The 22076-nt window shown below is 59.7% G+C and carries 19 protein-coding genes; 8 read left to right on the plus strand and 11 right to left on the minus strand.

Annotated elements, in window-relative coordinates:
• Positions 1 to 35: 35 nt before the first annotated feature.
• Both ABC729_RS20535 and ABC729_RS20540 read right to left on the minus strand, forming a co-directional pair.
• The gene (locus ABC729_RS20535) at positions 36 to 2975 is read right to left on the minus strand and encodes an ATP-binding protein (RefSeq protein ID WP_495609465.1); all 2940 of its coding nucleotides are present in this window, start codon (positions 2973 to 2975) and stop codon (positions 36 to 38) included.
• Between the two features lie 144 nt (positions 2976 to 3119).
• Positions 3120 to 5120, minus strand: a complete 2001-nt coding sequence (locus ABC729_RS20540) for a tetratricopeptide repeat protein (protein ID WP_495609466.1) — start codon at positions 5118 to 5120, stop codon at positions 3120 to 3122.
• A 146-nt stretch (positions 5121 to 5266) separates the two neighbouring features.
• Here ABC729_RS20540 and ABC729_RS20545 point away from each other — a divergent pair, with 146 nt between their 5' ends.
• A complete protein-coding gene (locus tag ABC729_RS20545) occupies positions 5267 to 5734 on the plus strand; it encodes a flagellar biosynthesis regulator FlaF (RefSeq protein ID WP_495609467.1) in 468 nt (155 codons plus the stop codon).
• A 165-nt stretch (positions 5735 to 5899) separates the two neighbouring features.
• Positions 5900 to 6703: a hypothetical protein gene (locus ABC729_RS20550; RefSeq protein WP_495609468.1), complete on the plus strand. Its 804-nt coding sequence runs from the start codon at positions 5900 to 5902 to the stop codon at positions 6701 to 6703.
• Between the two features lie 36 nt (positions 6704 to 6739).
• Here the strand turns inward: ABC729_RS20550 and ABC729_RS20555 are convergent, their stop codons facing one another.
• The 7 genes from ABC729_RS20555 to ABC729_RS20585 form a co-directional block, all read right to left on the minus strand.
• Entirely contained in the window at positions 6740 to 7333 is a 594-nt protein-coding gene (locus tag ABC729_RS20555) for a putative metalloprotease CJM1_0395 family protein (RefSeq protein WP_495609469.1), read from the minus strand.
• Positions 7334 to 7486: 153 nt separating this feature from the next.
• Positions 7487 to 10798: a flagellar hook-basal body complex protein gene (locus ABC729_RS20560; RefSeq protein WP_495609470.1), complete on the minus strand. Its 3312-nt coding sequence runs from the start codon at positions 10796 to 10798 to the stop codon at positions 7487 to 7489.
• Positions 10799 to 11068: 270 nt separating this feature from the next.
• A complete protein-coding gene (locus tag ABC729_RS20565) occupies positions 11069 to 11356 on the minus strand; it encodes a hypothetical protein (RefSeq protein ID WP_495609471.1) in 288 nt (95 codons plus the stop codon).
• A gap of 28 nt (positions 11357 to 11384) precedes the next feature.
• Complete coding sequence (locus ABC729_RS20570; RefSeq protein ID WP_495609472.1) at positions 11385 to 13475, minus strand: hypothetical protein; 2091 nt, start codon at positions 13473 to 13475, stop codon at positions 11385 to 11387.
• Positions 13472 to 14878, minus strand: coding sequence for a flagellar hook-associated protein FlgK (flgK, locus tag ABC729_RS20575; RefSeq protein ID WP_495609473.1), 1407 nt, complete (start codon positions 14876 to 14878; stop codon positions 13472 to 13474). The genes ABC729_RS20570 and flgK overlap by 4 nt, the downstream gene beginning before the upstream one ends.
• Before the next feature lie 257 nt (positions 14879 to 15135).
• Complete coding sequence (locus tag ABC729_RS20580) at positions 15136 to 15438, minus strand: DUF2934 domain-containing protein (RefSeq protein ID WP_495609474.1); 303 nt, start codon at positions 15436 to 15438, stop codon at positions 15136 to 15138.
• Positions 15439 to 15564: 126 nt separating this feature from the next.
• The gene (locus ABC729_RS20585; protein WP_495609475.1) at positions 15565 to 17055 is read right to left on the minus strand and encodes a class I SAM-dependent methyltransferase; all 1491 of its coding nucleotides are present in this window, start codon (positions 17053 to 17055) and stop codon (positions 15565 to 15567) included.
• An 89-nt stretch (positions 17056 to 17144) separates the two neighbouring features.
• On the opposite strand from ABC729_RS20585, the gene ABC729_RS20590 reads away from it, so the two are divergent.
• The 6 genes from ABC729_RS20590 to ABC729_RS20615 all read left to right on the plus strand — a co-directional run bounded on the left by ABC729_RS20590 (position 17145) and on the right by ABC729_RS20615 (position 20736).
• Entirely contained in the window at positions 17145 to 17729 is a 585-nt protein-coding gene (locus ABC729_RS20590) for a thymidine kinase (RefSeq protein ID WP_488967248.1), read from the plus strand.
• A gap of 75 nt (positions 17730 to 17804) precedes the next feature.
• Positions 17805 to 18281 (plus strand): YchJ family protein, encoded by a 477-nt coding sequence (locus ABC729_RS20595; protein ID WP_495609476.1) that lies wholly within the window; start codon positions 17805 to 17807, stop codon positions 18279 to 18281.
• A 91-nt stretch (positions 18282 to 18372) separates the two neighbouring features.
• Positions 18373 to 18543: a hypothetical protein gene (locus ABC729_RS20600; protein WP_495609477.1), complete on the plus strand. Its 171-nt coding sequence runs from the start codon at positions 18373 to 18375 to the stop codon at positions 18541 to 18543.
• 40 nt (positions 18544 to 18583) lie between these two features.
• Positions 18584 to 19630, plus strand: coding sequence for a ferrochelatase (gene hemH, locus ABC729_RS20605; RefSeq protein WP_495609478.1), 1047 nt, complete (start codon positions 18584 to 18586; stop codon positions 19628 to 19630).
• A 120-nt stretch (positions 19631 to 19750) separates the two neighbouring features.
• A complete protein-coding gene (locus ABC729_RS20610) occupies positions 19751 to 20485 on the plus strand; it encodes a substrate-binding periplasmic protein (protein ID WP_495609526.1) in 735 nt (244 codons plus the stop codon).
• Between the two features lie 56 nt (positions 20486 to 20541).
• The gene (locus tag ABC729_RS20615; RefSeq protein ID WP_495609479.1) at positions 20542 to 20736 is read left to right on the plus strand and encodes an AbrB/MazE/SpoVT family DNA-binding domain-containing protein; all 195 of its coding nucleotides are present in this window, start codon (positions 20542 to 20544) and stop codon (positions 20734 to 20736) included.
• Positions 20737 to 20938: 202 nt separating this feature from the next.
• Here ABC729_RS20615 and ABC729_RS20620 read toward each other — a convergent pair whose 3' ends face one another.
• Entirely contained in the window at positions 20939 to 21553 is a 615-nt protein-coding gene (locus ABC729_RS20620; protein ID WP_495609480.1) for an SCO family protein, read from the minus strand.
• A gap of 11 nt (positions 21554 to 21564) precedes the next feature.
• Positions 21565 to 22062 (minus strand): copper chaperone PCu(A)C, encoded by a 498-nt coding sequence (locus ABC729_RS20625; RefSeq protein WP_495609481.1) that lies wholly within the window; start codon positions 22060 to 22062, stop codon positions 21565 to 21567.
• Between the last annotated feature and the right edge of the window lie 14 nt (positions 22063 to 22076).

The following is a 22076-nucleotide window of genomic DNA, read 5'->3' on the forward strand; positions in this document are numbered from 1 at the left end:
TTCCCTGATAAGGAAGTCGCCTTTTTTACTTGTACTCAATGCAACATTGTAGACAGGGATACCGGCATTCCACCGGTCGGCAGTTGTCGGGCCATCGCGGTAAAATCCGACTCCGCAGGAATGAAGCGACGGAGCAAGCCATATTGCCTCTCTTCCACAAGAGACAGGACTTGTTCACGTTCTCGGAGCGCATCCTCCAATCGGCCAGCAAGCGCCAAAGCCACGGCGCGGGCGTGGCGGGCCCAAGCAATGTGTAGGATCGCTCCCTGCGCGTGTGCGTGGCGCAAACTGTTTTCGATATCCACCAGCCCGCCAGCGACCCGCCCCATATGGGCCAGCGCCAAGCCTCGTCTCGCAAGATTGAGAGAGTCCATGAGGCTAGAGCCCGTTGCGCGAGAGATGGTCAGTCCCTCGGAACTGAATGCCAACACATCGCCAAACCGGCGCTGGCGCATACGGATTTCAGCCGCATATGCCCTTACGTAAATACGGTTGAACGGATGGATACTGGCGTCTGCCATTTCCAAGGCCATTTGGATCAGAGGTTCAGCATCCTCATCCTGCCCCAACAAGGAGAGACATTTTGCCCGGATAATGGACCAGAGCATCTTGGGGTCCATGACCGTATAACGACCCGAAATATGTTCCGGGCCTGCCTGCTTCGCCAAATCTAACAGTTTCAGAGCTTTGTCAGGCTCCCCCAGATCGACATGGCTTGCCGCCGCAATGACCAGAAGTTCCGGATGAGCGCGTGGCGCCCCCCCCGACAAGCGCAGCGCTGTCTCTGCCAATGCAACGGCTCGGTCAACGTAACCATAGACACGTTCAAAATTAACTTGCTGCACCAAGCCGTTCAGGGCCCGTCGGTCATCGCCAAGCGATTGCGCCTGACGAACGGCCAGTTCCAGTTCAACCATGGCACGTTCGCCCTGCCCCGCCGGCATAGCCGCACGGGCCAAAGCCACTCTCAGGTCAATACCATTGTCACGACTTTGCGGGTCGTCGCCAAGCTTCTCATTCGCCTGAAGTGCGATGGATAACAAAGATACGGCTTCGGGAGCCAAAGACCTGACTAGGGCTTCCATCGCCGCATCCCGCCCGGCATTGACAGCCATCGACCACAATTCGCCTCTGAACGCATGCCGCGTCTGCGCTGCCAGCCGGCCAGGCAATCCGGCCTGCTCCGGCCGATCAAGCAATTCCGCCAACTGGGCATTGAGATGACGCAGGGACCACCGGGTTACGCCAGCGTGAACCGTTTCGTACAGAAGGGCGTGATGGAAGCTGTACTCCTGGCGCGGCAGAAGACGCGTTTCGTCAATCAGCCCAACCCGAACGAGATCGGGTACACGTCGCCGCATAAGGTCATTACCGACCAGCGACGACAACAGACCCGCGTCAAAGGTTTGTCCGATCACAGATGCGGCCCGCAACAGATCACGGGCTTCTTCATCCAGCAGATCAATCCTCACCGCCAACAAAGTCTGCACCGTATCGGGCAGCGTATACTCGGTCACGGTGCCAGGCATCATGCCCCCGACATCGCCAAGCAACGTACCGTTCATCAACAGGACACGAATGCATTCGACCAGGAAAAGAGGGTTGCCACGGCTGCGACGGGCCAGGTCTGCCTTGATTGCATCAAGGACCGGGGCACGGCCCATCCACAAATCCAGCAGCAGTGCGACATCCGGCCCACTTAGAGGCGCCAATGAATGGCGTCGCAAGCGGGGGTGATCGACAAAGGTTGCGTCTGTTCCCCCGTCGCGACGTGACATGACAAGCATCACGCGGGTTTCTTCAGGAAGTGACAGCAGGGTAGAAAGAACCGCCTGAACTGCACTGTCCGCCCATTGCACATCCTCCACCAGCAGCAGCAACGGCCGCCGACTCGCGGCAGCCCCCACCAACGCCGCCAATGCCCTCATGGCAACCGTCAATACCGTAGAACCGCCGCCCCCTTCCCACTCATCAGAAGCAGGAAGCAGGATGCGCGCCAGGGCATCGGCCTCTTCACCGGCGGCACCAGCAGCACGAAGCATCGCGGAAATGCCAGCAACGGTGCGCGGCAAAGGCCCATCCAGCAACTCAACGACTAATTGGTGCAACGGATTGAGCGCACCCACCGGTTCCACCAGCGGGACCTGCCACTCAATGACCCTGAAGCCATACGAGCGGGTGGTATCCGCCAATGCCCGCATCAAGCGGGTCTTGCCCAAGCCTGGCGCTCCTAGCACCAGATGCGCTGTGAAAGCCTGTCGCCCCCCCGTCTCCACATTCGCAAGTGCGGATAACAGTTGCTTGCGAACATGCTCACGCCCAACCATCGGCAAATCATCGTCACTATGTCGACGACGACCACGCAGACCCAACAACTCATGGCTCTGAGTCGGTTCGGCACCACCTAAGGCCAGCACCTTTGAAGGTCTGGTGTCAACCCAGTCGATGACAAGACGCGCCGTACTATCGGCAAGGCGCGCGGCATTCGGTGGAGATGACTGCTGCATCTTTGCGGCAATGTGAATTGCAGCACCTGTCGCCGGATTTGACGATTGACGCCCAGCCAAGGCGTGATCCCACAATACCTCGCCCGAACAGATGCCAATGCGCACAGCCCGAGTACCGCGCGCAACCTCCCTCAGGATCGCATCGGCAGCGTAGCACGCGCGGACGGCATGGTTTTCCAGAGCGACCGGAGCACCAAAAACCGCATAAATTCCATCGCCCAGTGTCTGACAGATTGTGCCGCCGAAAGTCTGCACATGCCGTTGCATAATATCGATCAGGCCAGATAGCTGGTCGTATGCATCTTCCGGATCCTGCGGAATCACCAGTTTGGAAGATTCAACAACATCGCAGAAGAAGGCCGTGACCATACGGCGATCAGCCCGCGCCAATCCTGGCCGCAGGGCAACATTTGATGCAGTCATGCCCTCATGAGGGTAAACCACGATTTCGCCACCCGCCGCCGACATATTTGCCGTCCGCCAAAGCCAACTGTTGGTAACGGAACATTAATGAAAAGCCGATGTTTCAAGTCTCCAGCACATCCAAACACCGACAACCACGCATACGATAGCATCACGTTTCGACGCTGAAAACTGGTTACAAACAAAATATCAGCTATGCGACGACAAAATTCGCTTAAGAAATCGTATAACTTCTCCCAGGCCTGCGGCGGCACCTGATGAATGTAAGAATAGGCGCATAGACGAGAACCAAGGCCTGATCCTCGTACCAAGGGTTGACCAGTCTCTATCCCCTGCAACACGCCAAACTGGCGTGCCGACCGCACCGGCAATCTCCCCAACCGCCGTCGGCGCCGTAATCACGAGGTCCAAGTTTGCGATCAACGCCGCCAGCCCTTCCAGATCGTCGGAGAGGTCAAGGTCAGGCATCCCATGCAACCTTAAGCCTCCAGCCTGGAGCACATCAATTTCTTCCGATCGCGCCGTATATTGCAGATTGATAACTTGAATTCCGGGGATCCCAAGCAACGGCACCCATTCGGACACCGATGCATAATTGTGTCGCCGGCGGGCCGTAACCAAGCGGGATCGCCAGCAAATGCCGATCTTCAGGCCCGCTGGCAGGCTGTCCAGCCATTCCCGCGCTTTTGCCGACCGGCCCCGATCCACAACAAGATAGGGTGCCCCCCCTAAACCACTGACCTTTTCAGGGGAAAGGAGACTCGGCAGATCGCCAGCTGGTACATGGAAGTCTTCGTCCGGCTGCTCAGGTGCATCAATGCTGCCAGGTGGTAGTTTCTGTGCCCGTATGACCGCTTTGGGAAAACTACGTGTGAACAGCCCTACCAATCGAGGGTCGCATTCAATAGTTGCCACGCTCACCTGAGCGAGTGCCTGTGCGTACATGCTGGCAAACATCAACTCATCACCTAGCCCCTGTTCTCGCCAGATCAACAATTTCTTATCGGGCAATTTGTCACCTCGCCAAACAGGAATGGCAAAGCGACGATCAGGCAGCGCTTCTCCGGCGGCGAAACGCCAAGCGTAGTCGGCCCACCCGTCTCGTAGGCACCCATCCTCCAGACTGAGCAGAGCGCGCGACATGCGAACACGCGGCAAGTCCGGATCAATCTCAAGGGCCCGATTCAATGCCGAAAGACCTCGCGCCCGGTCTCCCTGCGCCAGCCGACAGAGGCCGATATTTCCCCAGACGTCGGCTGATGCCGGAGCCATGGCCAGTGCTTGAGACAGCACCGCCTCCGCCTCGGTAAGCTTACCGATAAGCTCTAGGGCCGCACCAAGATTGGTCAGTCCGCTCAAATTGTCAGGTTCAAGGCGGAGAGCGAGGCGATAGGTGTCGATAGCAGCCTCGACATGATCAAGTTCTTGCAGTGCGACACCTAGGAAGACCAAGGCCTCCGCGCTATCCGGCGCCGAGCCCACCGCGGCGCGGTGAAAGCCCAGCGCCTCTCCCAGCTTACCGCGTTCCACTAAGACATTACCAAGATTGGATAGGGTTTCAGCATGCGTGGGCCGGATGGCCACGGACCGTCTGTAGGCTTGTTCGGCGCCGGCGAGCTCCCCTTGCTGCGCAAGCACGGCCCCCAGGTTGTTCCAGGCCTGGGCGTGAGTAGGATCGACCCTCAACAGTTCCCGGTAATTTGCCTTTGCTGCGTCAAGGTCACCGATCGACCGTAGGCTGTTGGCCATATTGAAAAGGGCACCGTTATGGCCCGGCCGCATATCCAGTGATCGCCGGTAAGCATCAATAGCAAGAAGATGTGTACCCATGGCAGCGAGAGCATTACCAAGGTTGAAAAGGTACGGTGCATGGCCCGGACGTAGTTTTAATGCCTGCCTGTGCGCTTCCACGGCGGGAGCCGGATGGCCGGCAGCGCGCAAAGCGCTGCCCAGATTGTCGTGTATGTCCGATGCGTCCGGACGCCGCCGGACCGCATTCCGAAGCAATTCTACCGCCTCGGCCGAATTGCCGAGTTGCAGCGTCGCCACGCCCAGCAAATTGAGAAGTTGCGCATCACGAGGACTCCTGGCTAACAGAGCACGATAGGCAGCAGCAGCTCCCGCGATATCACCGGCCTGATGCATCCGCACCGCGTGTTCGGCCGTCACCGCCCCTTCCGCACCCATCATCTGCTCCCAATCCAACCCTATGCGAATGCACCACGCTGAGGCGGTACCCTAACCAGCCCCAGTCTAGGCCATTATCCTTGTCGGGCGTACCCCGATGTGAAATACTGTCTTCATGGTTTTACCGTTCAAAGGGCACGGCAACTGTTATGAAGCCTGCGGCGGGTTACAGCAATCGTCCCACTTCCGATGATCCTCGTGACGTCGAAGCCTGGGGTTTGACAGAAGCGGCACGCCGCTTGATCCATGCCCGGCAAACGCCGGAGAACTCGGATCTGCTGCGTCAGGCGCTTTCACTCAATCAACGGCTATGGACCATCTTTCAGACGTCCATGGTTGATCCGGAATGTCCGTTGCCAAAGGATATCCGTGATAATGTTCTGGCATTGTCGATCATCGTTGATCGCCAGACATTTGATCGGCTGATTGATCTCGACGTCAATAAGCTTGACCGTTTGATCGATATCAACCGTGCAGTTGCAACGGGTTTGTCGCAGCGTCCGACCGCCACCGCAGCACCCGCAACGGTGACGCAAGCCCCTCCGCCGGCAGCTGCTATGGCAAAGCCGCAGGCGGCGCCAGCGCCAACTCCCGGTAAACTCAGTATTTCGATTTGAGTTTGGATGCATGTGCATCGGCCAGGACGTTTCTTTGGAGATTCTTCGAAGAAACGTCCTGGCCGATAGATTGCATTTTATCAAATCATCTGTTATCGTGGTTGGTGGAAGGGGCGTTGGCGGCTGTCCGGTTTCCGGGCGCCACAAGATAGAGGGAGACTCGCAATGGTCTCGTCCGTGAGCGGATCAGGTTCGGTTTTGACTTCCAGCAACACGCCGCTGGTCAGTACCCCTGCGACCACTGCATCCGGTACCGCTTCCGCCTCCAGCGTTATCGCCGAGACGACCAAAAAGCTCTCCAACATTGAGCAGCAGCTGGCTGACTTTGCACAATCGACGGCTAAAGCCAATAAAAAAGCTGAAGCACAATCGAAGATTCAGGTGCAGACCTTTGAGAAGCAGGTGCGCAAGTCGCCCTACTCCACAAACGGCGCAGCGACAGACATCGGGACCCTGATCAAGGACACGACCCGTCTTAACGTCTATTCGAATATCAAGAAGGACGACAAAGGCGACGTCTTTAAAGTCCGTGTTCAGACCTCTGGCGAGGCACAAATCGGTGTACTGGGTGATCCTGGTTTGCGTGTCCAGGTAATGTCCCGTTTCGGTGCTGTCGTGGCCGACAGCAAGGAAGGTCTTGGTTCTACCAGCGACAATTACAAGGCGCTGCAAAAAGGCGAGTTTAAGCTGGGCTCTGGTGACTATTACATCAAGGTCACCAATGATGGCTCTGGCCCCGCCAAGGACAGCAAGGGCAATGTCCTGACATCGAAGAACTACGCCATACAGATGTCGATGGGCGTCTACCGCAAAGATTACGACACGGTAGCGCAGCAGCCGCGGGCTGGCGATGGCGTACCTCAGCAGTCGGCCGGGCAATTGGAACTGCAGAGCATGCTGACAGCCGCGCAGAATTTCGACACAGGCCTGTCGGGAACGGCGAAACTTAACAACGCGCTGTTCGGCTAAGAATCCAACGCGGGCAGCAACTCGCCGTCGAGACCTCTATGCAGAAATACTGATGTTGGTTCCGGCTTGCGCCACTGATGTTGCGCGCTGGTAGCTGGCGATGGCGTTGTTTGGATCAGCCCCGACCCGACTACCGGCGCCGGTATCGCTTTCATTCACGCCGCCGGTATTGCTTGATTGTCGCAGTTCCGTTTGGGCCTGTGCCTTGGTGGCATCTGCCCGCGCGGCAACGGCCCGATCTTGGGGGGACGGGTTCTGCGGTGCCAGAGCCGCACGCTTGACGACCTCCATCTTGGTGATCGTCGCTTCAGGATTGCCGCGCACGGGTGACGCGTCAATCGGCACTTCCCCCGCCGTCGCATAACGGCGTCCATCGGGACCTGTCGTGTATTCGAGCTGAATGCTGCCGGCATAAGGACCGCCAGCGGTTTTGTGCGCCTGCTCGTGGGTGCGCACTTCGGAATCGGTCTTTTTCAGCTGACGCAGTTGCGACTGCTGCTCACTGCTGAGGTCTTTTTCAGCCGCTGGCGTCCCCGGCGGGGCGGTGTCAGCCGTATCTGTGCCTTGCCCACGCCGCCCTGCGGCGACGGTTGGCTTGAACAAGGCGGACGATATTCCGGAAATGGCCATTGGGGGCTGCTGCGGGAGAACAGGGGTCTACCGCAAGGTACAACCACACGACCCGACACCAAACCCCAAAATGCGAAATCCCGGCCCCCAAGGAAGGGGACCGGGACTGACACGCCATGCAACTGGGGTAAGGGGCCGTTGCCGCCCGTCATCTTACCGCTTCAGGTTGATCGTCTCCGTCAGCATTTCGTCGGTGGTGGTGATCACGCGGGTGTTGGCCGTGTAGGACCGCTGCGCCACGATCAGCTTGGTGAACTCCTGCGCGATATCAACGTTCGAACCTTCGATGGAGCTGGCGGCGATCACACCAGCACCGTTGACGCCCGTAGAGGTGAAGCGAGCGCGACCGCTATCCGCCGTTTCGGTGAACGTACCGCCCGTCTCACGGCCCAGCGCGTTCGCGTTGTTGAACAGGACCAGCGGAACCTGTGCAATCACCCGGCGGCGACCATTATCGTAATTGGCAACAACGTCGCCATTCTCACGGATTTCTACATCGCGGAACGTGCCCTGCGGGCTGCCATCCTGAAGCAGCGAAGTGACGTTGATGGCGTTGCCTTCATACTCAGTCAGACCGGTCGCCTCACCAAAGGTACCTAGATCCAATGTGATACGCTGCGGGCCATTGCCATAGTCCACGGTGAAGCTCACTTGCGCCGGCTGGCCACCTTCGGTGACGGCGCTGACCGTCGCATTGCCGGTGCCGACATTGGCGGAAGACAGGCTAGACAGCGTACCGGCCTTCGCCGCATCCCCATTCGGCAGGGTACCACCGAAATTCAGCGTAATGTGCGGCGGGGTAGTGCCAATGTTGGAGCTGGGTTCGCCCAGGAAGGGGATACCATCCTGATTGCTGGTCATGGTGATGACACCGCCAACCGACGTGGCCTGCACGGGAATGCCGCTTTCCTGGTTAACCTTAAGGGCCAGATTGGCAGCAATCTCGTCCAGCGACACTTCATTGCCGGTGGTGGTGTAGGTGATGGTACGGTTGAAGTTGGGTGCCACTTCCTGCGTGCCGTTCAGCTGAATGCTGGCATCCTTGGCGGTCAGCAGGATGCCAGTGGTGACGCCATCATCCTTGATGGCCGAGGCCGTGAAGGGGGCACCGAAATCATTGCCGACTTTCGTGATGATGCTGTCCAACACGCTGGCCGGCGTCGGGAAGTCAGCAATATTCTGCTCCGTGATCTGAACCGAATAAGTGGTCCCGTTCATGGTAACCGCGTAGCGATTACCGACAACCGGCGTGGCCGTGGTGGTGGAGAAGTCGAAAAGCTGCGACGATGGATCCGTCGCCAGTTCGTCGGTGCCGGTCACACGGAACGGCGTGTCTACAGCATTTGCCGTCAGAACGATCTTGTTGCCGCTGACCGTCGCCGCCACATCGGCTGAGGTTATCGCCGGCAGGAACAGATTCGTCAGGGCCTCGGTCTGCGTCGGGGGCTGCGTCGGCAGGCCATCCAGGTCAGCCTGCGTCAACGGCCCATAGTTGTAGGCAGTACCGTTGATGGTGACACTATAGACATCACCTACCTTTGGTGCGGCGCTGGGGTACGACACCTCGGTCACCTGCGAAGCCGATGCCGAAGGCTGCGTTGTCGTGGTACCTTTCAGGGCGATCGGATCAACCTGGTTGGTGGACGGGCTGCGCAGGGTCACCGAATAGGTGGCACCGACGTCGCCCGGTACGCCCGTGATGGAGATACGCTGCGTCTGACGCGAACCCGTGATGTTGCCCTGTACAGAGCTGACGAAGGTAGTGTTGTCAGCGGGCGGCGCATTCTTGACGTTGGCTTGCATCAGGCGGTCGCGGCCGCTGACGGTGAAGGCCGTATTCACGGCATCAGCCGTCAGAACCAAGCGCGTACCCGATCGGCTGGCAGTGACGCCCAGACCCTGGGCATTGATATCGTTCGCGAAAGCATCCAGTTCCGTCTCCATGTCATTACCGGAAACGGGTGAGTAGGTGATCGTGGTGCCGTTAATCGTCACCGACATATCATTTTCGTCGGCAGTGATGTCACGATCAGGATAGCTCAGCTCCGTCACCTGCGATGCGGTTGAGGATGCAGCCGTTGTTGTCGTACCGCTCTGCTCGCCGACATTGAAGCTGTCGCCCACCGTCGTGCCACGCAGGGTCAAGGTGTTACCCGTAACCGATGCGATAACCTTCTCCGTGGAGGAGTTGGCATTCACCTGAGCTGCCAACGCGGTCACGACCCCGTTCAGATCCTTCAGCTGGCCGATATTGGCCGCCGTGACAGTCACCTTGTAGGATTGGGTCGAGTTGTTATCGACATTCAGAGTGAATTCGTCGCCGATATCCACCGAGCTGCCGGCAAAGGTGATGACCGACTGCTGCTGCTGCGTGCTCGTCGCTGCCGTCGTGACCGGGGTATTGGCCGTATTGATAGTCGGCGTCGCATTGTTGACGGTCGTGGTCAGCGTAAAGTCGTCGCCGGCGGTAGTGGAGGTGATCCGCAAGCGGCCGTTCGATACGTTGGCCGTCACGCCAACCGGCGGCACGGCACCGTTGATCTTGTCGGCCAGCGACTGCGCAACACCCGTCAGATTCGACAGCTGTGAGGAATTAGTGGTGGTCACCGACTCCGTGAACTCAACACCGTTTACGACAACACGATAGGTATCGCCGATCTTGAAGGCACCATCGCCGTTGGGCGACGTGAACTGTACTTCCTCAATCTGCTTGCGCGGCGTGATACCCTGGGTCAGCGACGTGGACTGCGCCGAAACCGGGAAGCCGTCCAGGTTGCCCGACAGCGGAAGGCTGCCGACGGCGCCGGGCGTATCGACGGACAGACGCCAGGCACCATCCACCTGCCCCGGACGCCAGCCCAGGGTGATGTCACGAGGTTTGCCCGTGCTGTCGAAAATCTGAATGGTGGTCGGCTGGATGGGCTGACCCGGGGTCGGATCGGTCGGCAGGTTTGCGCGCAGCTCGATCGACTTGGTGGGGACCGGGCTGTCGATATCAGCGGTCACCTGGATCGGCGTAGCGGAGGTCGAGAAGGAGTTCGTCGCCTCGCTGTAGATGTAACCGTTCAGCGCGAAACCGGAGCGGTTGACCAGGATACGCTCGTCATTCAGCTCGAAGGAGCCATCGCGGGTATAATAGCGCTCACCGGTCGGCACCGACGTGCCGTTCACTTCCGTCAGGCGGCTGACATTGAAGAAGCCCTGGCCACGGATGGCGAGGTTCGTGGTGCGATCGACGGTTTCGATGTTGCCAGCCACACTGTTGGCGTAGCTGGGGCGGGCCACCACACCACCAGGATTATGCACACGAGCATTGGATTGCAGCACCAGGTTCGTAAAGGCGGTATCAACGCGCTTGTAACCCGTGGTGCGTGCGTTGGCGATATTGTCAGAGATGTGACCAAGGGCGGCTGCCTGGGCCTGGAGGCCGGAGATGCCGGTGGTCAAGGATCCGAAGATGCTCATGGAACTGCTCCCGTTGGAGTGATGGCGTGTCGTGGTCTATTGAGCAAGTTCGATGCCAACCGCAGAAAAAATCTTAGCACTTTGATTTTATTGAATTCATGGGAACAAACTTGATCGGCATTCCCTGCCTCGGTACAGGGCGGGCGATGCCACTGGGCCAAATTTGCCGGGGAGGCGGTGTCTTTTGCCGGGACGAGGCAGACAGGAAAAGGGGCCGATCCACCTGCCGATGGATCGGCCCCTTTCAGGGCAATCTGTTGGATGAAAAGTTCAGTTCGGACGTGGGGGAACCGCGAAGAGACCCGTGCGGACGTCATTGGCCATCCCTTCCAGGAACTCTGCCGTCGTGCCGATGCCATGCTTCGCCAACAGGCCATAGACGGCGGCAGTGACCGACATGGTGCCAATCATGTCATACGGCACCCCCTCGCGCGAGGCGTTGACCCAGAAGGTGTTGAATTGGTCGAACAGCCGGGTGCGCATGGATTCATCGGCGCTGGGGGCGCTGCTGGGGGCGGGGGCGGCCGTGAAGCCATTGGGGGGGGCAAACGCGTTCATTTCTCAGTTCTCCTTTGGCTGGATCGGTTCAGGCAAGAAAGTTGATCAGGGACAGGGACTGCATGCGGCCAGTGATGGTGTAGCTGGCCTGCTGGGTAGACATTGCCGACTGCAGGCGGACAGCCACCTCGTTCTGGTCGATGCCTTCGATGGTGGCCAATTCGCCCTGGGCCTTGGAAATGGCGTCCTGGTGGCGGCTCTGCGTGTTGTCCATGGTGGCGGCGGCATTGACGACGCGGGAATGGACGCCCCGCAGATCGTTCTGCGCATCGATCAACAGATTGCGGCCTTCTTCCATCAGCTTGGTATAATCACCAGGGCGGTTTATGGCGGCGGTCAGCCGGCGCAGACCACTGACCAGCTTCTGGATCGCGGGGTCATTGCTGCTGACCCCGTAATTGACACTCAACCCGTCATCGACTTGCAGCTTCGCGATGTCATAGGCCGCCGATACCTGCCGCGAGGTCGCAAACTCAGTATCATAGAAGGGCAGACCTGGGGGGCTGACGATGCCTTCGAAGGTGTCCTGTTCGGCCAGCGGTGGGAGATCCTTGGTGATCAATCGTGTCTGGTTGCCGGCATTGTTGATATCCGCCACGGTCTGGAACTGGCTGTTCACATCCTTGGCGGTGAAAATCAGTTTCGTATCGTCCGCCGGATCAATGCTGGCCACTACCGACGCTGCAGGATCGGCGTTGATCTGCACGGCCATCCGCTGCGTCACCCAGTTCGACATGGAGGTCGGGGTGGTATAGGCCGGTACCTGCCCCGGTGCATCGGCCGGAAGGGGGGCATTGCCGCGCAGGATGTCAGTATCACTGGGGCTGATGACGTAGGAGTATTTCGTCGGCCCGGCGATAATCACCTGCGGCGGCGCATTCTCGTTCTGCACAATGGTGCGCGCACCGATGGAGACGTTGAATACGTCACCAACATCAGCTTCGGTCCCATGGAACTTCACATTGTCGATCTGCCGTTGCGTTTCGCTGGCTTCCTGTACCGTATAGGGTGCCTGATCGGCATTGACGGCATCGGGGGCCGTCAGAACGACATTCGCGTGCGTTCCATTGTCATAGACACGGCTGGTCAGTGTGAACTTCTCCTTCACATCATTCGCCGTCGCCGTAACGATACCGTTGGAAACCGACAGGGTCACATTGAAGGGCGGATCGCTGAACTGACGGATCTGATCGACAAGGCCGGTGCCCGTGCCGTTGGAGAACACTTCGTCCAACGACTTCTCATTTCCTGTCGTGACATAGGTAAAGCGCTTGCCATTCAGGACCATTTCATAGGTCTCGCCGGCATCCCCGCGCTCACCCACCAAAGTGGTGCGGGTAATCTGCTTTGCGGCGACGATGTCATCGACCGGCTTAGTGTTATAGCGAGAGCCTGCAAACAGATACCGGTCACCAACCCGTTCATTCAGCAGTGACTCCAGTTCCACGGTCATGCCGCGGATCACTTCACGTGTCGAGGCCATATCGGGCCAAGTGACATCGAAGGAGGAAATACCCGAACCTTCCAGGCTTTCGATGTTCAGCTTGATGACAGCGCCGTCGCCAGGGCCACCGGAAATGATGAACCGGTCGGCATCCACCTGCGGCGGAACCTGCTTCATGTTGACGGTGTTGACGGCGCGGCCGCCCAACCCATCGGTAACAGTGATCTCGAAGCTGCCCTTCGGCCCGGTCTGGCTGGGCACAGCGGAGATGGTGTAGGTCGCCTCGGCCTTGAACTTGCTGTTGATATCGTCCACCGACACCTTCATGGCACCAGAGGACTGGTTGGTAACACTGCTGACGCGTGAAGCGCCCGGCCCCTGCGGAAGACGCGTGGTGCTGGACAATTCCGTCGCCATGTCGGCCATACGATCCATCAGCGTGTCGTAAGACTTCACGCGGGTCATCGTCTGATCAATGGTCTGCGAATAGGCCTGACGGCGCACCAGTTCCGACTTCAGATCGAGAAGACGCTGCGACTGCGTGCCAAAGAAGGCCACGTCCTGTGACTTCTTACCCGTATTGAGCTGGGTCGAAAGGTCGTCGATCGCCGACTGCCCGCCCGTAAGCGTGCGGACCATGTTGATATAGCTGCCATAGCTGCTAATGCGGGTCATCTGACGATCCCCTCGATGGCATCCAACATATTATTGACCGTCTGCATCACGCGGGCGGCAGCGGAGTAGTTGCGCTGGAGCACCTGCAACATGGCGATCTCCTCATCCATGTTGACCCCGGTATTGTTCTTGTAGCGGCCTTCCAGCTGCGCCTTGAAATCGGTGGCGATGGTGGCCTGCTCGCTGGCGACCTTCTGGTTGCTGCTCCACTGAGCGATGACCGTAGAGACCATGGAGCTGTAGGACAGGCCGGTCGCCCGCAGACCGTCGGCATTCATGGTGCGGCCTGCGGCCTGCATCGACGCGGCCACGCCTTCGGCAGCGCTCGTCTTGACGCTATAGTCACCCGACAGAAGACCGGGATTGATCTCAATATTGCCGGCCCCGGTCCCAATGAAGAACCGGTTGGGCAGTTCGCCCTCCCCGACAGGGTTGGCGCTGGTATAGGCATCGGCAAAGCTGGTGGGTTCGCCCGGCTTGGTCGAACCCAGGAAAGCCTCCGCAATGGCTTGGGTCTGCGACCGTAACTTGCGCAGGATTTCCGCACCGGGCAGGTTGGAGGCGGGCTGCGGCGGTTCCTGCACGGACCCGTCCGAACGCAGCTCCAGCAGCGCACCCAGCTTTCCGTCTCGCACCATACCCGTCAGATCACGATCCGACGCAGAAGAGCGCAGCTGACCGTTGGCATAAGTGAACTTGACGGGCGCAGCATCCAGCAGCGATACGCCGGAAGTCGTGAAGATCGACAACTTGCCGTCCCCACGTTCTACGGTACGGATGCTCATCATCCCGGCCACTTCGCGCACCAGGGCATCACGGCGATCTTCCATCTCCATGGTCGGATCGCCAGCGCCGCGCGTTACCAGGATGTTGGTGTTGAGTTCGTCGATAGAGGACAAGGCTGCGTTCAGCTTGTCGACCGACTGGTTAATGTCCGTATCCAGCTGCTTCTCGATGCTGCCGATACCATCGTTCAGACGGCGCAGTTCGCGCGCCAGATCCTCGCCATGCACGACGATCTGGCCCTTGGCCACCGTGCTTTCCGGCGTGGCGGCCAGCTCTTTCCAGGCCGTCTCGAACTTGTCCAGCGCGTCGGTCACCGGCGGCTTGCCGGCTGTCGTGCCTAGCAGATCGGTCGCCTTGCGCATGTAATCGGCTGTCGTCGCCGCCCCGGATTCCTCCGAAATCGTTTGTTCCAGCTGCACGCGCAGCGCCACGTCTACCTGGCGCTTATACTGGGCTATACTGGCATTGCCCTGGTTATCAGAGGTCTGTTCCAGCGAATGCCGAGAACGGTTGGGATCATCCGCCTTGGCCACGTTCTCGGCAACCAGCCCCAGCTGCCCTTGGATCAGGCGCAGGCCGTTGCTTGAGTTGTTGAGGACGCCAAACAGGCTGGTCATCGGACGGGTCCCTTGTACCGGCGAAATGCCAGGACCGATCCCCATGACCGGCCCGTCCTGTCATCTGCAATAGGCGGGCCAACATTGGGGATTTAAGGATTTACAAGGGATTATGGGCATTCCAGGGCGGTCGATATGACCCGTGGGCAGAATCTGCCGGATGGAAAAAACCGGAAACGGCAAGGATGGCCTGGTGCAAGAACGAAAAACCCCCGCCCGTGTGGGCGGGGGTCTCAAAATCGGCTGGTAGGCCAGGATCAGGCCGAATGAACCGCCGCCGACAACAACGACAAGCGGCTGCGCACGATCTGTTCGGCCAACAGCCAATGTTCAACGTCACGACCGGGTGGCTGTCCTTCCGACAACCACAATAAGTAGGCTTCTTCCGCCACCTGACTGGTCGTCGGCTCAACTGCGATGGCAGCGTCAGCCTTAGGGACCGGATCGACCTTCTTGGTCCGGGGCTTGGGCAGGGCCTTCGCCTTCTTCACAGGTGGCACCAGGACAGGTTCGGTTTCGGGAACGGACAGGGCTTCGGACTTGGCGGATTTGCGCGGCATGGTGCTATCTCTCCATCGCAGGGAACCAAGCGGACTGGGCGCAAGGAGATGGTGCACTGCAACCGCAGAAATTTCCACTCCCTTCCTTTGGATTGCCTCGGAATTTCCGCAAGCCCACCCTGCGCTTTATGGCACCGCACCCAAAGCGTGCAGCACCGGCAGACGACGCCGGGCAAAGGATTCCCAGCGCTCGGCCAATTCCGCCTTGTGTCGTTCCGCTGTCGTGATCGCCTTGCCATCGCGCAGCACACGTTGGCCCAACGCTTCCAGCGCCGTGAAGGCATGAACCCCCGGTTCCTCCCCCCGCTGCAACGCCGCCAGGAACAGCTTGCCCAGCCTGTCGACCGCTACACCGCCACCCGTCACTGGGCTGGCCAAGGCCGGCATCCGGTCTGCCGATGCAGCATCCGCAAGCAGGAGTGAGTTCAGCCGCGCGCACGCGTCGCGTCGCTGGTCATCGCCCTCAGGCGGCAGGGCCGGTGCAATCAGGTCCAGCGCCTTCAGGGCCATCAACGCCGTCGCCCCCTCCCCCCCAACCTGCGCCATCAGGACCGCTTCATCCATCGGCCCCGCCCGCAACGCCGTCAGTATGGCGTGTGCCGCATCAAACGGCACCTCCAGGGGCCGCGTGGCTGGCGTCGCCCGGCGGGGCAGGTCACGCGGATGACCCAGCGGCGCCCAACGCCTTTGCACTGCCGGACCTGCCGTCCCCCCATCCCGGATGAACAGGTCGCGGCGAAAGGGCCGGTTGGTCACATAGTCGCGCAGCAACTCCCTGAAGTCAGGATCATCGGCTGCCGCCTTCCCCCCAACGGTAAGGATGGCATCCGCCAGCCCCTCCTCCTCCCACCGGTCGGCGGCCCGCACCTGCGCGGCCAGCCGTAGACCGGCAGAGGCTAAGGCCTGAGCCAGATCCGTGAAATAGGTCGGGTGCCAGCTCTCATTGAAATATTCATGCGCCAGATAGTCGACGGGCCGTTCCAGCAGGGCATCCAGGCGGGTTGTAACCGTCGGATTAACCCGGAAGTACCCGGCCTCATGCGCCCCCAACCGCTCTGCCAGGGCCAGGGAACCGTTGATACGCTCGGCCAAACTCCCCTGCCCCCGCCGCGCCGATGCCAGCATTAGTTCCCGCAGCGGCAGATACTGGGCCCAGCCCGGCAGAACGTTATAGCCGAGATAGACGACCCCGCCGGGCTTCAGATGCCGGTCCAGAAAGGCCACGATCTCCGCCCGTTGCTGTGGCCCCACCCAGGACCAGACGCCGTGCAGGGACACGACATCAAAGGCAGGAAGATCGCTATCGGCATAATCGGCAAAGCCCAACGGACTGACCGTCAGGTTCGGCAGGCCCGCACTATCGGTCAGCCATCTTGCATGGGCCACATGGTCCGGGTTGATATCATTGCCCCAGAACCGCGCCTGCGGGTTGGCGGCGGCCAGCAGGGCCAGACTGAACCCCTGGCCGAAGCCCAGCTCGCAATAATCAAAAGGCTGCCCCGGCTGGATTGGCGACCGTTGCCCCAGGGCATCGGCCATGGGCCAGGGTTGCAGCTCCGAGTGGAAGCTGTAGGTATAGCCAATTTCCGTGACATACCCGTCCGTCCAGCCGCGCATGATCCCCTTCCCTGCCCTATCCCTGTTTTCATGGCATGAAGTCGTGAACTCGGCTATGGAAAGCCCCGGCCCATCGACAGGAAACAGGCATGCGCTACGGAAAGCTGGAAGTCATCTGCGGACCCATGTTCTCGGGCAAGTCCACGGAGATCCTGAAGCGCGCCATCTGGTACACGCACGGCACCGGCTCCCACATCATGCTGCTAAAGCCGGCCTTTGACGTGCGCTATGCAGAGAACCGGGTGGTCAATCATGATGGTATTGGCTTCGACGCCATGCCTATCACCCGCATGCCGGCCATCGCTGACAGCATCAAGGCCGTCTTCATCGACGAGGTGCAGTTCTGCGTCGATCCGCATTATCACGGCGATGTCGTGGAGGATGTGCGCAGCCTGCTGCACCGGGGCATCGATGTTGCCGTATCCGGCCTGGACATGGATTGGCGCGGTCGGGCCTTCCCCGTGACAGCCACCCTGGCCGCCATGGCCGACGGCCTATGGAAACTGAAGTCCCGCTGCGCCGTCTGCGGGCATGAAGCGCACAAGACGTTCAAGAAGCACCGCAACGACCGCACCGTCGAACTGGGTCAGGCCGACCTGTACGAGCCCCGCTGCAACCTGCATTGGCACGATCACAGCGAGGCGTCGGGCCGGGAATTGTCATTGGATTTGTAATAAGCGCACTGGTGAAGGCCACAATGATGCGCTATCCCGCCCTTCAGCAAATGTCTTTCAGGAACGAGTGAGAAAATGAGCAAGTGCCCCTGCGACAGCGGTCGTGAGTTTGATGCCTGCTGCGGCCCCTATCTGGCCCGCACCACACCGGCCCCGACGCCGGAAGCGCTGATGCGTTCGCGCTATACGGCGTTCGCCAAGCAGGACATCAAGTATCTGGGCGAAACCCTGCTGCCGGGCACGCAGGATGATTTCGACGCTGAACAGGTCACCGAATGGGCATCCAAGAGCATCTGGACAGGTCTTGAGGTGCGCTCCACCGCCGATGGTCAGACCGCTGACGAGGCGTTTGTGGAGTTCGTGGCCAAGTTCACGATGGATGGCAAGGACCTGATCCACCACGAAACCGGCCGCTTCAAGAACCAGGACGGCCGTTGGTGGTATGTGGACGGCGTGATGGGCCAGCGCCCGCGCACCGTCGTGAAGGTGGGGCGCAACGATCCCTGCACCTGCGGGTCGGGCAAGAAATACAAGAAGTGCTGCGGCGCCTGATAGGCTCCACCTATCATCATAATCTGATCAATCGATTTCCTTGTTGCTATCCTTCCTGCCATCCTGAAACACACAGGATGGAGGAAGGATCATGGCAACCAAGTCCCTGGAAAAACTGATACAGTCGCTTCGTCAGCATGGGGCGGGACTGTCTGCGGAAAATGGCCGTTTGGTCATTGAAGGTTCGGCGCCAGCGGATATCTTGATGCAGGCGCACCGTCACCGCAAAGCACTGGCGGTGATGGTGCGCGCCCGTTCCTGACCAGGGCGGGCTCCCCTCCCCTGTCAGAGTATGTCTCAAATTGACCCAGAACAGCCCCTCGCCCGCCTTGCCCGCCGGCCATCCGCCCGTCAAGGCGCCCCAGATTGGCGTGCTGCTGATCAATCTGGGAACACCCGAAGCCACCGACTATTGGTCGATGCGCCGCTATCTGTCAGAATTCTTGTCTGACCGGCGCGTGGTCGAGGTGCCGCAGGCCATCTGGCAGCCTATTCTGCAGGGCATCATCCTGACCTTCCGGCCCAAGAAAAGCGGCCATGCCTATGCAGGCATCTGGAATCAGGAGCGCAATGAAAGCCCGCTGAAGACCTTCACCCGGGCCCAGGCCGACGGGCTGCGCACTGCCCTGAAGGGCGCGCATAATGACCGGATCGTCGTGGAATGGGGCATGCGCTATGGCCACCCATCGACCGCCAAGGGCATCGACAGCCTGATCGAACAAGGCTGCGAGCGCATTTTGCTGTTCCCGCTCTATCCGCAGTACAGCGCCACCACGACGGCGACCGCCTGTGACCAGGCTTTTCGCCATCTGATGACCCTGCGCCGGCAGCCGGCCATACGCACGGTTCCGACCTATCACGACGACCCCGCTTATATCGATGCACTCGCCGCCGGCGTCTCCCGCCATCTGGACGGCCTATCTTGGAGGCCGGAGCGGATCATCGCGTCCTTCCACGGCCTGCCGAAGATGTATCTGGAGAAGGGCGACCCCTATCACTGCTACTGCCTGAAGACGGCCCGCCTGCTACGGGAGAAGCTGGGCATGGATGCGGGGATGCTGACGCATGCTTTCCAGTCGCGGTTTGGTCGGACGGAATGGCTGCAACCCTATCTGGAACCCATGGTCAAGGCCCTGCCGGAACAGGGGGTGAAGAAGCTGGCGATCCTGGCCCCTGCCTTTGTCAGCGACTGCGTAGAGACGCTGGAAGAGGTCAATCAAGGCATTCGGGAGACTTTCCTTACCGCTGGGGGGACTGATTTCACCTACATTCCCTGCCTGAATGATCACGCCGACCATATCGGCCTGCTGCACGGCATTGTGGAGCGGGAACTGGCAGGCTGGATTTAAGAATCCTTACCCCTGGGGGGCAGAAGATTCTTTAACCTTCGATTGACCACGGACCAGGGTTAACCATAGTCTGAACAAGGTGTTGACGGTTTACGGGGGCATCCGGTGCGGCGCTTGGCGATGGTCCTGATGGTCTTGTCGCTTCCGGCCCTGCCCGCCCTTGGCCAGACCCCACCGTTGAAATTGGTCACTGGCACCGACTACGCACCTTATGTTGACCAGAGTTTGCCGGACGGTGGCCCTGTGACCCAACTGGTGCGACAGGCCTTTGCAAAGTCCGGCCAGAACGTGGAACTGACGGTAGAGCCGTGGCGACGGGGCTATGAAGGGCTACTTGCCCGTCGCTTCGACGCCACCTTCCCTTATATCCGGACCGAACAGCGGATGCGGGAAATGCTGTTCTCCGACCCGATTACAACGGTGCGCCAGCATCTGATCGTCGCGCTTGGGAATGAACGCGCAGCCATGGTTACCGGCTGGATGAAGGGCAAGCGGGTTTGCGCCGCTGTCGGTTATGGCTTGCCGCCCTGGATGGATACGCTGATCCGCCAAGGCGATGTGCTGCGCGTAACGCCAACCCAACAGCGCAGTTGCCTGTCCATGATCGTCGGTGGTCGCGCCGATTTCATGGTGGAGGATGAACGCATCGCCACCGCCCGCCGTGCGGAAGGCGCCGAGCGTGAAAAACTTGCCACCGTCCCAGGTCCCGCAGCCAGTGAAGCGACCCTGCACTTGATCGTCGCCCGTAACCACCCGAATGCGCAAAGCATACTGGATAATTTCAATCGCGGTCTGGCGCAGTTACGGGCCGAGGGGGCGATACCCGACCTATTGACGGCAAAGCCGCCTTCGTGACCCCATTGGCCTACCTGTCCCCTACTCCGGCAGGCTCATCAGTCAGGACCCATATCATGGAAATTACTATTGGCCCGGATGGCAACATAACACTGGCCCCCGAAATGCTGGAGCATCTTGGCCTAAAGCCGGGTGACCGGCTGATTGCGCTTTTAACGGCGGATCATCGCGTGGAATTGGCAGCGCCGGCGAAAGCACCTGGAGAGAAGCTGTTGAAAAGTATGCTCGGTCGCTCAGGCAAAGGATCCTAGAAAGAAGAAAGCCCAGGTGTTGGCTCCCCTGGGCTTCTAAAGTTTCCATCAGACTGAGGTAATTCGCTCCGCATCCTTACTTCCTGGGGGCGCGGGCGATCGGTCCTTTCGCATTTCATGTCCGGCAATTGCGACGTCGCAATCTAGCCACATGCAGAGAGACAGATACGCTATCCCAGGTCATTCAAAGTATGGGAGAACCTTAGCTAGCGCGTACTTTACGAAACCATTCGATCATCTCTGCGGGGTCCACCCCATGTCCGAAAACCCGCACAAAGTTTCCGTCACGATCCATGAGATAGATGAAGGCGGAATGATCCATCAGATAGTCTGACGTTCCTGCTTCCTCGGCTGAGACTTTCTTGTAGTAAGCACGATAAGCCTTGGCCGCGACCTCGATCTGTTCCGGTGTACCCGTCAGGCCTCGGATCTGCGAATGGAACAGGGGAACATACCCCGCCAGCTGCTGCGCCGTATCACGCTCAGGGTCGATGGTGATGAACAGGGCCTGTGCATCGGCGCGTTCTTCGTCCGTCATCTGATCCAGCGCCTGCCCGATGAGCTGCAGGTCGGTAGGGCAGATGTCGGGGCAGAAGCTGTAGCCGAAATAGACAAGCGATATTTTGCCTTTCAGAGTGTTCTGGGTGACCGGCTGCCCCGTATGGTCGGTCAGGGAGAAGGGCCCGCCGATGGCGGCGCGCCCCTGTCCCTGTTCCGATTTCTGCGGTGACAATCGGTCAGCGATCAGAATGACGGTGCCCAGCAGTGCTGCAGTCGCCAGCACAGCCAGACCAGTCCAGAATGTCCGGCGCTTCACGATGCGAACAATCAGTGCTGGTGGCCAGAATGCTCACCATGACCGCCATGGTCATGCTCAGCCATCGGTGCTTTTGCACCGGGCCCCTGTACCGGCACATTGACGGTCACGGTCCCCGCCTTTTCAAAGTTCAGGGTCAGAGGGAAGCTTTCCCCCTGCTTCAGCGGAGCCTTCAGGCCGATCAGCATGATATGCAGGCCACCGGGCTTCAGTTCGGTCGGCGTACCCGCAGTGACCGTAATGCCCCCCTCAACCGGACGCATTTTGGCAATTCCGTCCTGCATCAGGTGGGTATGCAGCTCCACCTTGTCCGCCACGGGGCTGCTGGCGCTCAGCAGCTTATCGCTACCGGCATCGACGTTGAGTGTCAGGAAGGCGGCCCCAACCTTTGCCATGGGGGCAGAGGCGCGGGAGAAGGGGCTGGTCACACTGATCTCTGCCTGCGCAGCAGTACAAGCCAGCAGCATGGCGGCGGCTGAAAAGAACAGGCTATGAGTGAATTTGCGCATTGGGAACATCCGTC

It is taken from the genome of Niveispirillum sp. CC-CTL257, from assembly GCF_059489915.1.

Coding starts and splice junctions, on each gene's coding strand:
- ABC729_RS20535 (WP_495609465.1), bottom strand. CDS start 2,975: ATGTCGGCGGCGGGTGGCGAAATCGTGGTTTACCCTCATGAGGGCATG.
- ABC729_RS20540 (WP_495609466.1), bottom strand. CDS start 5,120: ATGATGGGTGCGGAAGGGGCGGTGACGGCCGAACACGCGGTGCGGATG.
- ABC729_RS20545 (WP_495609467.1), top strand. CDS start 5,267: ATGAAGCCTGCGGCGGGTTACAGCAATCGTCCCACTTCCGATGATCCT.
- ABC729_RS20550 (WP_495609468.1), top strand. CDS start 5,900: ATGGTCTCGTCCGTGAGCGGATCAGGTTCGGTTTTGACTTCCAGCAAC.
- ABC729_RS20555 (WP_495609469.1), bottom strand. CDS start 7,333: ATGGCCATTTCCGGAATATCGTCCGCCTTGTTCAAGCCAACCGTCGCC.
- ABC729_RS20560 (WP_495609470.1), bottom strand. CDS start 10,798: ATGAGCATCTTCGGATCCTTGACCACCGGCATCTCCGGCCTCCAGGCC.
- ABC729_RS20565 (WP_495609471.1), bottom strand. CDS start 11,356: ATGAACGCGTTTGCCCCCCCCAATGGCTTCACGGCCGCCCCCGCCCCC.
- ABC729_RS20570 (WP_495609472.1), bottom strand. CDS start 13,475: ATGACCCGCATTAGCAGCTATGGCAGCTATATCAACATGGTCCGCACG.
- flgK (WP_495609473.1), bottom strand. CDS start 14,878: ATGACCAGCCTGTTTGGCGTCCTCAACAACTCAAGCAACGGCCTGCGC.
- ABC729_RS20580 (WP_495609474.1), bottom strand. CDS start 15,438: ATGCCGCGCAAATCCGCCAAGTCCGAAGCCCTGTCCGTTCCCGAAACC.
- ABC729_RS20585 (WP_495609475.1), bottom strand. CDS start 17,055: ATGCGCGGCTGGACGGACGGGTATGTCACGGAAATTGGCTATACCTAC.
- ABC729_RS20590 (WP_488967248.1), top strand. CDS start 17,145: ATGCGCTACGGAAAGCTGGAAGTCATCTGCGGACCCATGTTCTCGGGC.
- ABC729_RS20595 (WP_495609476.1), top strand. CDS start 17,805: ATGAGCAAGTGCCCCTGCGACAGCGGTCGTGAGTTTGATGCCTGCTGC.
- ABC729_RS20600 (WP_495609477.1), top strand. CDS start 18,373: ATGGCAACCAAGTCCCTGGAAAAACTGATACAGTCGCTTCGTCAGCAT.
- ABC729_RS20610 (WP_495609526.1), top strand. CDS start 19,751: ATGGTCCTGATGGTCTTGTCGCTTCCGGCCCTGCCCGCCCTTGGCCAG.
- ABC729_RS20615 (WP_495609479.1), top strand. CDS start 20,542: ATGGAAATTACTATTGGCCCGGATGGCAACATAACACTGGCCCCCGAA.
- ABC729_RS20625 (WP_495609481.1), bottom strand. CDS start 22,062: ATGCGCAAATTCACTCATAGCCTGTTCTTTTCAGCCGCCGCCATGCTG.